Here is a 14,300-nt window from a genome sequence, read left to right as displayed (position 1 = left end):
AAAATTGAATCATTTAGCTGTCGCTGTCCATTCCTTGGAATTTTTGTAACGCTTTGTATGAGCGTAGATATTATCCCCGGCATAATTTTCGTTTGTATAAACTGTAAGATCAAAGTACCTGCCATTTTCCGAGAATGGTTCTGTCAGATAGACATCTTTCAAATGCTCAAAGAGATTCTTCATACCATCCATATCTAAACTCGGGTATTCTCTCAGCACTTTTTTCTGAAGCTGTCCATTTTGTTCAGACACTTCCTGCACCACAATGACAAATGATTCGTCTGCCTTAAGGACATCATCAAATATGTTTGTCTGACCATAATCCCTCATAATTCCACTCCTCGCATTTAATAATCTATAATTCAGTCCGAAGCTCCCACAGCTCTCTGAAGAAATAGTCATCGATGACACGCTTCAGATAATTCACGCCTGAACTGCCGCCGGTGCCCTTTTTAAAACCGATGATGCGTTCGACTGTCTTCATATGCCGGAATCTCCACTGGCTGTATAGATCTTCGACATCAACGAGTTTCTCAAGCATTTCATACAGTTCAAAGTACTTATCCGTATTGAGGTAAATCTGCCTAAACGCTTCTTTCACCGACGCATTCGGTTCATAATTTTGAGTAATATCCCGTTTGAGCACCCCTTCATCAATGTCAAAACCCTGCCTGGCTGTTGCATGGATGACTTCATCATATATGCTCGGTGTTCCAAGCTGGGCTTTTAACAGCCTGTATATTTCAGGGTCTTTCTCATAAATTTTCAACGCATGGGTGGTCTTATATCCCAGACTGAATTCCATCATACGGTTTTGATAGGACTGGAATCCCGATGCGCTGCCCAGGCTGTCTCTGAATTTAAGATAATCACTTGGTGTCAGTGTCGCCAGTACATCCCATGATGTGATGAGCTGATTCTGTATATTCGTTACTCTCGCCAGCTTCTTGAAAGCCATTCTGAAGTCGTCCCCGCGGATATCTTCTATCGCCGCATTCACTTCATGTATTGCAAGCTTCATCCATAGTTCAGCCACCTGATGAATGATGATGAAAAGTGTTTCATCGTGTTCATCGGTCAACGTCTTTTGAGCAGTCAGAATATTATCCAGGTTCAGGTACTCGCTGTAAGTCATATCTTTTAGAAAATCGGTTTTAATTCTTTCGCCTTCAAGTGACTGATCCTGATATTCATTCATTCCGTCTCTCTCCTTTAGGCCTGATTGCGGCTCTGACCGGTGAGCCGTCAGCATCTTTGATCTTCAGCGGAAGCGCGATAAAGTTATACAGAGCTGGCTTCACATTTTCAAGTACAACATTCTCAATAATCATGATATCGTTCTGATGCAGCTTATGATGAATATCAAGCGTTTTCGAATCGATATCGTCAACCGAAAGCACATCAATCCCGAAAAGCCGTATGCCAATCCGAGCAATATAATCTACAGCATCCGCACTTAAAACAGGCACTTCAGAAGGGAAATATTGTCTATCCGCCTCCCGTTTTGTTTTAATAAGAAGTATCGTGCCGCTGATATCAGAAGCTTTCAGATCTTCGGCTGTAATTTCCTTTTTATCCATCACTTCGATGACAGCAGCATCACCGATATAACGGTCAATATTCAATTCATCCACTTTAATACCTTCATCATCAAAATGAAACGGTGCATCGATATGCGTCCCGATATGCGTGCTGGTTTCAATCTTTCCGATATTAACCGAACCGCTTTGTGCTTTCGTCACAGGCAAAGAGTACTGAAACGGTGTATCTTCAGGCCAGCTGGCAATGCTTTCATCCAGTGTCTGGGTAATATCAATCCACATCATGCAACAACCCCCCGCTGGTTATCAAATTGATCATAAGTCCTGTCATCCATAATTTCCTTCAGTATCATCACCGTATGGTAAACATCTTCGAATGAATTATACAGAGCGACAGGCGCAAGACGCACAAAGCTTGGCGCCCTGAAATCCGGGATGACACCTCTCGCTTTCAATGCTGCATTGATGCCCGCAGCTTTTTCATGGCCGATGAGAATATGCCCGCCGCGATGCGCATGCGACTTCGGCGTCACCATCTCAATGTCATGTGCCGCCAGGATCTCTTCAATCATTGCCATCATGAAATCTGTCAGCTCAAGTGATTTACTGCGTATGTTCTCTATACCTGCCGCTTCAAACATCTCCAGGGCGCCTAAAAGCGGTGCCATCGAGAAGATATGCGGCGTTCCGGTCTGATACTGACTGGCATCAGCAGCCTGATCAAAGTCGTGCTTCATATCGAACTGTGTCGTTTTATCATTGCCGAACCAGCCTTTGAGACTCACCGCTTTCTTATGGTGCCGCTCATCAATGTACAGGCCGCCGATGGCGCCCGGACCGCCATTCAAATGTTTATACGTGCACCAGACAGCAAAATCCACTCCCCATTCTTTCAAGTGATGCGGCACGGCACCGATCGAATGGCATAAGTCAAAACCGACGATAATGCCTTTTTCATGAGCCGCTGCTGTTATTTTTTCGATTTCCAGCACCTGCCCGCTGCGGTAAAGCACGGACGGAAGCAGTATCAAAGCGATGCTTTCATCCATCATACCGATGATATCTTCGGTTTTCAGTGTATGTCCGTCCGCTGTCGGTACCTTGACCAAGCCGTCTTTTTGTCCATGGTCATCCAAAATGGACTTCAGGGCATAGATATCCGAAGGAAAATTCAGTTCATCCGCCATGATTTTATAGCGGTGCGCGTCAGGCTGATACAAAGTGCGTACTGTCTGATGGATATTCACCGTCGTTGAATTTGTGGCAAGCACTTCCCCGCTCTCGGCACCGACAAGTGCCGCCATTTTGTCCCCGATACGCTCACTCATATAAAACCATGGCCGGTCGCCCTTCGTCCAGCCTTCAATGCTATGCCGCTTCCAGTCCTCCATCACATCGAGCAGAGACTGTTCAGCACGCCTGCTCATCAACCCGAGAGAATTCCCATCCATATAGTAAATACCCTCACCGAGGTAAAATTCATCTCTGTATTGCTTTAGAACATCCTTATCATCTTTATCTTTTGCCATCTCTAACCAATCATTCATTCAGGAGCCTCCTCATATTATCCGATTAAATTGTAAGCCTTTTCGATACTATTATACAATTGAATCTGATAAATAAAAAGCAGCATCAATGAAGGACACTCGACCACTTTGCTACAATGAAGATAAAATATTATGGATAGGAGTTTTTATATCATGCAGAATATTGAAGGTAAGAATGCAGTCATCACAGGCGGAACGAGAGGCATCGGCCTGGCAACCGCGCATGCGCTCGCAAAAGAAGGCGTGAATGTTGCGATTATCGGCAGGGATAGGGATACCCTGGACAATGCGCAGTCAGAATTGAAGCAGCATGGCGTTGAAGTGATTGCAGCAAACGGAGATGTGTCCAATTCCGAAGATGTTGTCACAATGATACAATCTATCAATGAAGTGTTCGATACCATCGACATACTCATCAACAATGCGGGCGTATCAGGACATACCGCATTTCTGGATTCAGAAGAAGCCACTTTCAGAAAAATGATGGACGTCAATGTCTTCGGTATTTATTACATGATGCAGGAAGTCCTTCCGCAGATGTCCGAAAAGGGTGCGGGTGACGTAATCAATATCTCCTCCATGTCAGGATTAAAGGCCACACCTGGCAGTTCCCTGTATTCTGCAACGAAATATGCAGTGATCGGATTAACAGAAGGCGTTATGCAGGAGATGCGCACACACAACATCAGAGTATCGTACCTGACCCCTTCTGCTGTACTAACCGATTTCATCGGCGAGCCAAAACTGGAACAGGAATCCATGACTCATGCTGAAGATATTGCCGACATCATCGCGAGCCAGCTCAAACTCAACCAGCGGACGTTTATCAAAACAAGCCAGATGTGGGCCACAAACCCAATCCAAAAAGACCAGTAATATACGGGATAAACAGGAGGCACAGTTCCATGACAGCATCCTCATTGAGATATCTAAAATCACATAAAGCATTGCATGATGAAATTTCGGGAGGTGCAGAGGAACAACTCGAGTCTATGAAAACATTGCTTAACAAACTTGAACACAAAGAACTTGCCGAAGAAATGGGGGCGTTCATCGAATACGTAGAAGAATCAGTGCTTGGCCATGCTCAACAGGAAGAAACACCCGGCGGGCTGTATGACAGTATTGAAAGAGATGATCCAAAAAATGTCGAGAAAATCCGCCGTCTCCGCAGAGATCACGAATTGATTCAGGTCATGGTCGATCGGATGAAAGAGGAGCTCTCTCACGATGAAGTAGATTTCCAGAAGCTGATCGACCACTCAGTATCCATAATTCTGGTGGATGAAATCCATTCCAGGGATGAAGAAGATCTATTGATGGAGGACTGACAGCATACAAAGACTGGTTCATATTCCCACATGAAGGAACATTCCCCGCTTTGAGCACTTATCTGCATAGAATAGCCCTTCTCGTATTCAATTACGAGAAGGGCATTTTTATGCAGTCATATAATGGCTGTTTTCAATTTAGGGTTGCCTAATTAATAAATTTAGGATACCCTAATAATTATAGATATCTAAACTTACTTATGGAGGAGCAAATTATGAAAAAGCTAATATTTTTAGCATGGTCAGTATTGCTTTTGACTGCCGGATGCAGCGGAGGCGGCAATGCTGAAACTTCTGAGAACGACAATAATGTGGCTGTGTCCACAACGTTTCTGCATGACATGGTCCGGGTCATAGACGACGGCGTCGATGCTTTTGATACGGAACTTATCATACCCGCCGGCGAAGATCCTCACGTATACCAGCCCACATCCAGCGATCTTGAAACCATTTCGGAGTCAGATATTTTACTCTATCAGGGTTTGAATTTTGAAGGCAGGATGGCGGATGCACTGTCAGACGGCACCGCAGTCGGAGAAAATTTTGAAGACGAGCAGCTTGAAACGGAGGAAGGCGGAGAGACCGATCCTCATTTCTGGTTTAACATTGATATGTATAAAACAGCCATGACCATAGTAAAAAATGAACTTTCGAATGCTGCGCCCGAACATGAAGAAGCTTTTCAGACAAACCTGGATGACTATTTCGAAGCACTCGATGAACTCGATCAGTACGTGACTGACCGCATAGAAGAAATACCTGAGGAATCGAGAATATTGATCACTCCCCATGATGCATTCGGCTATCTAAGTGAGGCCAATGACCTTGAGGTGCATGCACCGCAGGGGATTTCCACTGAATCCGAAGTATCCAACAGCGTCATCAATGAAACCGCGGACATTATCATTGAAAATAACATCAGCGCCATTTTCGTAGAGACCACAACCAACCCTGACCAGATGCGCCGCCTTGAGGAGATTGTCAATTCCCGCGGTCAGGAAGTGGAAGTGGTGAGCGGCGAAGACGAAGCGCTATACTCTGATTCATTAGGAGAAGCGGGCGAAGCAGGGGAGACCTATATCGGTATGTACGAACACAATATTGATACAATCGTTAACCATCTTGCAGAGGATTGAACTTATGACTGAAAATATTATTACCATTAAAAATTTAAACGCAGCCTATCAGGAAAAACCCGTCTTGTGGCATATCAGCCTGGATATCCCCAAAAACAGCTGTACTGCCATTGTCGGTCCGAACGGAGCCGGTAAATCCACAATGATAAAAACAATGATGCAGCTCATCAAGCCCTTATCCGGTGAGGTGAAAATCAATGGCAGTAAAGATAAACATGAACTTAAGAAGATTGCCTATGTCCCGCAAAAAGGTGAAGTGAACTGGGATTTTCCTGCAACGGTATTTGACGTTGTGCTCATGGGACGTTATGTGCATAAAGGATGGATTAAACGTCCAAATGCCAAAGACAGGGAAATGGCACTCGAAGCGCTGAAAACGATGCGGATCGAAGCATTTAAAGATCGTCAAATATCAGAACTCTCGGGCGGCCAGCGTCAAAGGGCTTTTCTTGCACGTGCAATTGCACAGGATGCTGAAATCTATGTGATGGATGAACCCCTCCAAGGCATCGATGTGACTACAGAAAATCTGATCATCGAAGTCATCAGGCATCTTCAGCAGTCAGGAAAGACTTTCGTCATCGTCCATCATCAGCTTGACACTGTAGGGGAATATTTCGATCATGCAATCATCCTTAATAAATCATTAATCGCTGCTGGAGCGGTTGAGACAGTGTTTACTGAAGAAAACATCGAAAAAGCGTATCGCGAAAAGGTGAATTGATATGATGGATGTCTTAACGAGTTTTACATTCCTTATTGTTGCAATCGGCACTATGGTGCTGGCTTTTACTGGCGGGCTGGCAGGTACAATCAGTGTGATGAAGGGGCAGAGCCTGATTGGTGATGCTATCGGACATGCAACTTTTCCAGGGGTCGTCCTCTCCTTCATGCTGATTGGGATACGCGAGACTTTTACATTAGCTCTCGGTGCGATTATTCTGGGAATTATCGCTTTCTTTTCCATACAGATGATCACCAAGCATTCAAAAGTTACTCTGGATGGTGCTTTGGCGCTCATACTTTCTTCCTTTTTTGGGCTTGGCATGGCGCTTATGAGCTTTGTCCAGGGCAACCCGGATTACGGAGGTACACAGGGTCTGAATGATTATATTTTTGGCCAGGCCGCGTACATGCTGAGCAGTGATGTGTACCTGATCATCATCGCTTCAGCAATCAGCCTATTATTATTTATAATCTTTTACCATCAGATAAGGATATATATCTTTGACCCTGTATTCAGCAGAACGATAGGCATTAACGAAAATTTTATGAACCTTCTGATCCTGACAATCACAATCCTGGTAATTGCGACAGGACTTAAAGCTGTAGGTGCAGTACTCATCGTCAATATACTCATTGCTCCGGCCGTCATCGGTCAGCTTTGGTCAAACCGTTTTCCTGTCGTACTGCTGATTGGAGGATTCTCAGGAGCAACGGCTGCCTTTACCGGAACATATATCAGCACGGCCGGAGAGAATATCGCCACGGGGCCTGCGATTATACTTTCCCTGTCAGCTATTTTAGTACTTTCGATATTTTTATCACCGAAGGGGATTTTAAGAAGAGGAGCTCATAAGGGAAAGCTGGGGGAAGATCAATATGATTGAAGTATTACTGGTCCTGATTGTTACTGCACTTGCCACAAGTTTACTCGGCGTATTTCTGGTGCTGCGTTCTCTGGCGATGACCACTGATGCAATCAGTCATACGATCCTGCTCGGTATTGTACTCGCTTTCTTTATCACAAATGATCTCCGTTCGCCATGGCTTATTCTTGGTGCAAGCATCGCCGGTGTATTGACGGTTTACATCATAGAAGTTCTTTCAAAAACCCGGCTGATCCGCCCGGATGCATCAATCGGCATTGTTTTCACTGCATTATTTGCAGCAGCAATCATTCTGATATCCAAGTATGCCGCCGATGTACATCTGGATACGGGTATTGTCCTGATGGGAGAAGTTATCTTTGCACCATTCACCCGTACCGAAATCTTCAGCTGGAGTATTCCAAGCGCACTCTTGCAGATGTCCATCATTCTGCTGATCAATCTGTTATTTATCATCATATTTTACAAAGAGTTGAAAGTTTCCTCATTTGATCCGAAATTTGCCTTTATCGCCGGTTTCTCAACAACATTGATTTACTATATTCTGATGACGCTGGTTTCAGTTACAGCAGTAACAGCATTTGACGCGGTCGGTTCAATATTGGTGATAAACTTCTTTGTGGCACCTGCACTGACTGCCTATCTGCTCGTCAAACGGCTGGCAACGATGATATGGTGTTCCATGTTGTTCGCAGTCATCAACAGTGTTTCCGGCTATTTCATCGGTATCACCTATGATCTGTCGATTGCCGGAGTCACTTCGTTTGTTGCATTCATTACGTTCATCATTGTTTTTCTTCTGAATCCGAATGGGTTCGTCAGCAGAAAAATCAGATCGCTAAATCAAAAACGTGAATTCAACAGAGCCATGATTCTTATGCTGATGAACGAGGAGTCCCATCAAAGTTTGACAAAAAGTGAGATTATATCACACTTCCATTTCAATGCCGGGAAGTTTGATAAACATATGAAATATCTTATATTCAACAATTATGTTACACGGACAAACGAACATTACACTCTCACCGAACTCGGTGAAGAATATACCCATTATACCCGTGAGAAGTATGATTTGCCTGTTTAGATATCTTGACTCATAATGGGAACTGATATCAGAAAACGGAGTGAACATTATGAGTCCGACCAAAGAAGATTATTTGAAGATATTATTTGAACTCGGAGGCAGGACAGAACAGGTGCCGAACAAAGAAATCGCCAACCGTCTTGGCATATCCCCGCCTACAGTAACCGAGATGATGAACAGTCTTGTCAAAGCCGGCTGGGTCGTCTACACTCCGTATAAAGGCAGCAAATTGACACCGAAAGGGACGGAATATGCCAAAAAACTGATCAGAAAACATCGGTTATGGGAGGTGTTCCTTGTGAAACATCTTGGGTTTGACATCAACAAAGTCCATCCCGAAGCCGAACTGCTTGAACATTCAACCAGCACTGTACTGGCAGACAAGCTCGAGACATACCTCAATTTTCCTGAATACTGTCCCCACGGCGGAGCAATACCTGTCGACAGTATGGAAGCACAGGAAGTCAAAACATTGCATCTTCCAGAAGTTGAAGTCGACACGCCTGTTAAAATTTCCCGCATTGTCGATGACGAGAAACTGCTCCAGTATTTCAGAAACCATGATTTGAATATTGGTGATTCAATCATTGTCACTAGCAGGGACATCTCTTTGGATTTGATGACAGTACACCATATCTCCAGTAAGGAAACGATCCAGATTTCCCAGACCATCGCCCAATATCTTTTCGTGGAAATCATATCATCGTAAAAAAACACAGCCGGTTTAAGCGCCGGCTGTGTTTACTTATCCTGAATTTTCCCCAGATTTTTGAGCATTTCTATCATTACTTCCTTTTCCTGTGCATCCAGTCCCTTGGTTACCTGCTCAAGGCGCTCAGCATGTTGTGGAAAGATTTCATCCATCAGGTTCTGACCGGTTTTCGTCAGAGATACATACGACACTCTCTTATCCATTTCATATTTCTCTTTTAATACCAGTCCGCTTTTAACCAGATTATTTACCACGTAAGTGATTGAACTGGATGTAATGAGCACTTTTTCTCCAATCTGCTGAACCTGCTGGGGGCCTTTATTATAAAGCAGTTCAAGAACCGCAAATTCGGTTGGATTCAAATTATATCTTTTCATGTCTTTGAATGCTTCCGTCTGCACTGCAGTAAATGCATGATGCAGCACTACATAGAGTTTTAAAGAAAGACTGCGATTGTCATTATCATCGGACATGCGAATGCCTCCTGCCTGATTTCTGTGATCACTGTGCATTATTTTAATATTGCTTGGGTACATTATATTACTGCATCTATAAAAGTATCCTAAAATCATATACTTTGCAAATATGTTAACATTTAAATTAATTATGAATATTGATGCCATATAGGAGGGCTTGAGCTTGGACCAAAATCAGAAAAAGAAAGGCTGGAAATCGCTGGATTTAAAAATCTTCCTGCCGGCCATAATCATCGTTATTCTGATCAGTATTCCTCTGGCTTTATTTGAATCAGAATCAATGGAGCTGCTCAACGGAATATTCGATCAGATTGTGACCCAATTCGGCTGGGGATATATCTGGTACGCACTGCTTATGCTGACAGCAGGGTTGTACCTGGCATTCTCAAAGTATGGGAAGGTCGTGCTCGGCCATCCGGATGAAAAACCGGATTTCTCATTCTTTTCCTATACTGCCATCCTGATCAGCATGGGGCTGGGTTCAACAATTATGCGTACAGGCATGGTTCAATGGACACAAGTTGCCAATGACCCGCCTTTCGGTCTTGAACCTGGTTCTGCCGATGCATTGCTATGGGCAAATTCCTATTCAATGTACCTGTGGAGTTTCCAGGTCTTCTCAATCTTTGTCATGGCAGCCCCGGCCATCGCGTATATCATACACGTAAGAAAAAGACCGATGATGCGTATTTCTGAAGCGACACGCGTCATATTTGGGGACAGGTTCACCGATGGTATCGGAGGGATTATCCTGGATATCCTGTTCCTCGTAAGTATACTCTCAGGAGCTGCAGTCACACTTGGACTGGGGACTCCGATCATCACTTCCAACCTTGCTTCACTGCTCAATACAGAAGTGACGTTTACGATGACCTTGATCGTCACACTTATCTGGGTCGCACTCTTTTCTACAAGTGCCTACCTGGGTATCCGGAAAGGGATACAGCGTCTCAGCCGGTGGAATATGTACCTGGCAGGCATTGTAGGCATCTTAATACTTATCGTCGGACCGGGCGTTTTCATCATGGACTACTTTACAGATTCCGTGGGTCATCTGCTGAGTAATTATATGGTATTCTCTTTCTTTACAGATTCTATTGCAATGGACCAGGCATCCCATATGAAAAGCCACTTGACTTTCTGGATGGCGTACAATGCCACATGGGCAATGCTGCACAGTATATTTGCAGCCAGGATATCCAAAGGCAGAACCATCCAGGAAATGATTTTGACTTATATGCTTGCGCCGGCAGCCCTGTCATGGATTGCGACAGGCATTCTCGGAGGCGTCGGTGTACACCGTCAGACCAATGGACAGCTTGATATTCTTGGGATGGTACAGAATAGCGAACCGGTGGAAGTCATACCAGATATCCTCCAGACACTGCCTTACGGGCAAATCATCATGGTTCTGTTCATTATCATTGCGACGATATTCCTCACCACAACACTGGACTCCACAACATTCACGATCGCGGCATATACAAGCAAAAATGATATGAGTAAGCATGACCCTTCAAAATTCGTGAGAATTTTCATCGCCCTCGTGATTACAGCACTGGCGCTGACAATGATGCAGATCGGCGGTCTGCCACCGCTTGAAGTTGTTTCAGGGATCATGGGAATACCAATCATCATCATCCAGTTCCTGACAATATACGCTGCCAAGAAAATGATAGATGAAGACAAAGCGTGGAAGTACAATGTCAGAAAATCGGAAGAGGAGTAATTGAATCCGCACAAAGAAGCGGCCAGTCTCTTAAATGAAGACTGGCCGCTTCTTATTTGATCTTTAACTGCTATTTTCCAAGGAATGATTTCAGCATCCATACATTTTTCTCAATTTCGGTAATCATGCCGATGAATATGTCTGCTGTACGGTCATCACCCGCTTCTTCTGCGGCTTTTTTACCTTCATCCATCTCTTTGGCCACAGTGTCAAAATCTGCAACAACCTGTGAAACCATTTCACCGCCATCAATATCGTATTCAGCTTCTTTTACGCTTGCCGCTTCAATGGCGTCTGACTGTTTCCCAATCGGTCCGCCGCCAATGGCCAGCAATCTCTCAGCAAGTTCATCCACATAGGAACCTGAAGTTGTATAAAGTTCTTCAAACTTATCATGGAGAGAGAAGAAAGTGTCCCCTTTGACATACCAATGGTAATTATGGAGTTTTGTCCATAAAACTGTAAAATTGGCTACCTGCAAATTTAGTGCTTCTCTGACTTTCTGCCTGCTGTCTGTTTTTGCCATCAACAATCACCTGTCCTTTTAATATTCTGTCGATATATCTCTACCCTGCTTTACTGTGCATAAACCGAAACCGACGATGATATCATAAAAAAGACACAAGTCATTCAAGATAACATTAAATCAGACCGCTCATCTTAAGACCGTATTCGATGCCGCCTTCATCGACATGTTTGGTCGTATATCTTGCCAGACTTTTTGTTTCATCCACAGCATTGCCCATTGCATAGCTGTTAAAGACTTCGGTCATCATTTCCTTATCATTTGGCCCGTCTCCAAATGCATAGTGTCTTTCTTTTGGAATATCGAGTGTATCAATCACTTTGGCGATGCCTTTTGCTTTGGATCCGCCTTTGGGGATGACATCCAAAGAGACGCGGTGCCATCTGATAAAGTCAAAAGCATCGTATTTCTCAGTGTATTGGGCACCTTCACCTTCAGGGGCAAACAATAGTGTCTGATACAGGTCACGGCCCACATGGTATTCAGGATCATGGCCCGGCTGCATGCCCAGCTTGAGTGATGCAATGCCCTCGTTGATATGTGCGTGTTCCGGCACATTGGACATCATATCTTCTTCACTCAGATAAACAACGGGATGGTCGTTGGCCAGTCCCTCTTCTGTCAGCTGCAGCAACGCCTCCTTATCCAATGGGTTTTTATGGATGACTTCACCTTCTAAAACAACATAGGAACCATTGAAACTGACATAAGTATCAATGTCCAGCGCCTGCCGCAGCTTTTCAAACATAAACGGTGCCCGTCCGGTGGCTATCGCCACAATATGACCATCCGCCTTCAGCTGCCCAACCGCTTTTTTCGTGGACTCAGGCAGTTTCTTTTCCGTATCCAGCAGCGTCCCGTCAATATCAAAGAAAATAATACTTCTCTCATTCATCTTCTGCACCTCGAGTCAGTTTTTATAAATTGTGGAATCCTCTATAGTCTACTCTATGAAAAGCCTTCCATGTCAATATGCAGGTATTATTCCGCGGTCGCAGCCTGCAGATCATCAAACCACGATGCCGTTGTCTGCGGATCTTTATCGTTCACATACACAGGTCCCTGCGCTGTATCAATCCGTATCATTTCCTGAGATTGATCTTCAACGGCCATAATGCTGAATGCCTCCCCCTCTTTTACAAACGAACCGTGCAGATGTCCGCCAACCCCAAGCACAATGTGGTTGAAGGGTATATCAGGGAGTTCATCTGTCATTTCAACGCTGTTGATGTCTTCATAAGCAATCATATAGTCCTGGCCTGTGAGGTTGACCCCATCATCTTCAAAAGCAAGGTTCACATCATTGATACTTCTTATGAAAAGGAATACGAACAAAGCAATGATTACGATTGCCCAAATGGCCACCATCACCAAATGACTCTTATCATAAGAGACCGTGTACAGTTTTAAATCAACAACGATACTCAGCGTCAGCATCGTTGATACAAATAATGCAGCGATCCAGACGGCCCAGACTGGGTTTATGAACAGGTGAACCCCAAGTGCGAGAATATAAAGCGCCAGCATGACATACAAAAACACGCGTTCAATACTGCCAATATTCAAATCCTGCACCTTCAGGTAATCATCATCTGTAAACCGCCGGTCATCAAAGCTGAAATACTTTCTCTTTTCAGATATGTAATGTGTATAAAACGATTTGATCAGCAATCCTGCCAATAATATAAAAATCAATGTAAAAACCATCTTCGGCACCTCCTCAAAAAATTATGACACAGACCCGCTTAAACCACAAAAAAAGATAATGCTTTCAACAGAGCATTATCTATTACAGGTCATTAATATTCCCGTTTCTCAAACTTAAGCAAAACTCTCGACAGTAAGAGGCCGAGCATAAAAATACCAAACGTACCTGCTACATTCAGGAGCATATAAGGAATATCCGCCATATCATGCAGAAATGGTCTATTATTTAAATAAAAATAATTGGCATCAACCTGTCCATTTACAATCAGTACTAACACAAAATAAATTAAAAACAATCCAAAACTCAGCACTGCGCCTTTAAACGTTGGTATCCATCCAGTCGTCCAGTGAATAACGAAAGGGTAAATGATAATCATTGTATGCATCAGGACAAACGTCCAGCCTGCAAAATGAAACGGCGGATGAATGGCAATGGGCAGCGCAAAAGAACCATAGGCGTATAATCCAAAGAAAAAAATTACCTCAGTCAGCCATGTCCGTTTGACAAAAAACTGTAAAATGATGAGCCAGACAGCCACCCGGCAAATATGTAACGGTAATGCATTCGACAGTTCATAACCGATCTCAAAAATATACCAGCTGGTAACCATCAGCTGGTGTATGATGCCCAGAATGGTAAAAGATATATAAATACAAAGCAGCCGCCCCCGAAATCGGTGCCTCTGCCTGTATATGACAGCGAAGGTGATAACCAACAGCATGATGTATACTATATGACCCGCGCCGCCCACTTCAACCGTAGACACTGCACCGTCCCAAAACCAGTTCATCTCATCCCCCTTTTAACATAGTGGTTTATTTACTTAAATTTTAACACAGTTGCGCCCGCTTCCAATTCAGTATGAAGCCCTCCACAAAAGAGAATGACAAGAAGAAACAG

The 14,300-nt window shown here is 44.0% G+C and carries 17 protein-coding genes; 8 read left to right on the top strand and 9 right to left on the bottom strand.

The annotated features are described in order from the left end of the window. Positions 1-9: 9 nt before the first annotated feature. From G343_RS0103495 to kynU, 4 genes are read right to left on the bottom strand one after another with little or no spacing between them, the layout of a single operon-like run. Positions 10-330 (bottom strand): hypothetical protein, encoded by a 321-nt coding sequence (locus G343_RS0103495; protein WP_020006726.1) that lies wholly within the window; start codon positions 328-330, stop codon positions 10-12. Positions 331-355: 25 nt separating this feature from the next. Continuing rightward, positions 356-1,198 (bottom strand): tryptophan 2,3-dioxygenase, encoded by an 843-nt coding sequence (locus G343_RS0103490; protein WP_020006725.1) that lies wholly within the window; start codon positions 1,196-1,198, stop codon positions 356-358. After that, a complete protein-coding gene (gene kynB, locus G343_RS0103485; RefSeq protein WP_020006724.1) occupies positions 1,191-1,826 on the bottom strand; it encodes an arylformamidase in 636 nt (211 codons plus the stop codon). Before kynB ends, G343_RS0103490 begins: the two co-directional genes overlap by 8 nt. Beyond that, positions 1,823-3,088, bottom strand: a complete 1,266-nt coding sequence (gene kynU, locus G343_RS0103480; protein ID WP_020006723.1) for a kynureninase — start codon at positions 3,086-3,088, stop codon at positions 1,823-1,825. Before kynU ends, kynB begins: the two co-directional genes overlap by 4 nt. Before the next feature lie 153 nt (positions 3,089-3,241). On the opposite strand from kynU, the gene G343_RS0103475 reads away from it, so the two are divergent. From G343_RS0103475 to G343_RS0103445, 7 genes are all read left to right on the top strand, one after another. Continuing rightward, the gene (locus G343_RS0103475; protein WP_020006722.1) at positions 3,242-3,964 is read left to right on the top strand and encodes an SDR family NAD(P)-dependent oxidoreductase; all 723 of its coding nucleotides are present in this window, start codon (positions 3,242-3,244) and stop codon (positions 3,962-3,964) included. 29 nt (positions 3,965-3,993) lie between these two features. Continuing rightward, complete coding sequence (locus tag G343_RS0103470; protein WP_020006721.1) at positions 3,994-4,419, top strand: hypothetical protein; 426 nt, start codon at positions 3,994-3,996, stop codon at positions 4,417-4,419. A gap of 215 nt (positions 4,420-4,634) precedes the next feature. Beyond that, positions 4,635-5,555 carry a metal ABC transporter solute-binding protein, Zn/Mn family gene (locus tag G343_RS0103465; RefSeq protein ID WP_020006720.1) on the top strand — a complete coding sequence of 307 codons (921 nt, stop codon included), beginning with the start codon at positions 4,635-4,637 and terminating at the stop codon, positions 5,553-5,555. Positions 5,556-5,559: 4 nt separating this feature from the next. Continuing rightward, positions 5,560-6,279: a metal ABC transporter ATP-binding protein gene (locus tag G343_RS0103460; protein ID WP_020006719.1), complete on the top strand. Its 720-nt coding sequence runs from the start codon at positions 5,560-5,562 to the stop codon at positions 6,277-6,279. Between the two features lies 1 nt (position 6,280). Beyond that, complete coding sequence (locus tag G343_RS0103455; RefSeq protein ID WP_020006718.1) at positions 6,281-7,165, top strand: metal ABC transporter permease; 885 nt, start codon at positions 6,281-6,283, stop codon at positions 7,163-7,165. After that, positions 7,158-8,249 (top strand): metal ABC transporter permease, encoded by a 1,092-nt coding sequence (locus G343_RS0103450; protein WP_020006717.1) that lies wholly within the window; start codon positions 7,158-7,160, stop codon positions 8,247-8,249. Before G343_RS0103455 ends, G343_RS0103450 begins: the two co-directional genes overlap by 8 nt. Positions 8,250-8,298: 49 nt before the next feature. After that, complete coding sequence (locus G343_RS0103445; protein ID WP_020006716.1) at positions 8,299-8,958, top strand: metal-dependent transcriptional regulator; 660 nt, start codon at positions 8,299-8,301, stop codon at positions 8,956-8,958. Between the two features lie 32 nt (positions 8,959-8,990). Here G343_RS0103445 and G343_RS0103440 read toward each other — a convergent pair whose 3' ends face one another. Then, on the bottom strand, positions 8,991-9,434 hold the full coding sequence (locus tag G343_RS0103440; RefSeq protein WP_020006715.1) for a MarR family winged helix-turn-helix transcriptional regulator: 444 nt from the start codon (positions 9,432-9,434) through the stop codon (positions 8,991-8,993). Positions 9,435-9,600: 166 nt separating this feature from the next. On the opposite strand from G343_RS0103440, the gene G343_RS0103435 reads away from it, so the two are divergent. Beyond that, positions 9,601-11,166: a BCCT family transporter gene (locus G343_RS0103435; RefSeq protein WP_020006714.1), complete on the top strand. Its 1,566-nt coding sequence runs from the start codon at positions 9,601-9,603 to the stop codon at positions 11,164-11,166. 70 nt (positions 11,167-11,236) lie between these two features. Here G343_RS0103435 and G343_RS0103430 read toward each other — a convergent pair whose 3' ends face one another. From G343_RS0103430 to G343_RS0103415, 4 genes are all read right to left on the bottom strand, one after another. Then, on the bottom strand, positions 11,237-11,692 hold the full coding sequence (locus G343_RS0103430; RefSeq protein ID WP_020006713.1) for a Dps family protein: 456 nt from the start codon (positions 11,690-11,692) through the stop codon (positions 11,237-11,239). Between the two features lie 115 nt (positions 11,693-11,807). Then, a complete protein-coding gene (locus G343_RS0103425; protein ID WP_020006712.1) occupies positions 11,808-12,587 on the bottom strand; it encodes a Cof-type HAD-IIB family hydrolase in 780 nt (259 codons plus the stop codon). An 86-nt stretch (positions 12,588-12,673) separates the two neighbouring features. Further along, positions 12,674-13,399 carry a hypothetical protein gene (locus G343_RS0103420; protein WP_020006711.1) on the bottom strand — a complete coding sequence of 242 codons (726 nt, stop codon included), beginning with the start codon at positions 13,397-13,399 and terminating at the stop codon, positions 12,674-12,676. A gap of 92 nt (positions 13,400-13,491) precedes the next feature. Next, on the bottom strand, positions 13,492-14,190 hold the full coding sequence (locus tag G343_RS0103415) for a YwaF family protein (RefSeq protein WP_020006710.1): 699 nt from the start codon (positions 14,188-14,190) through the stop codon (positions 13,492-13,494). Between the last annotated feature and the right edge of the window lie 110 nt (positions 14,191-14,300).

The organism is Salinicoccus albus DSM 19776 (assembly GCF_000385175.1).
Lineage (GTDB): Bacteria > Bacillota > Bacilli > Staphylococcales > Salinicoccaceae > Salinicoccus > Salinicoccus albus.
This window is presented reverse-complemented; position numbering and strand designations above follow the sequence as displayed.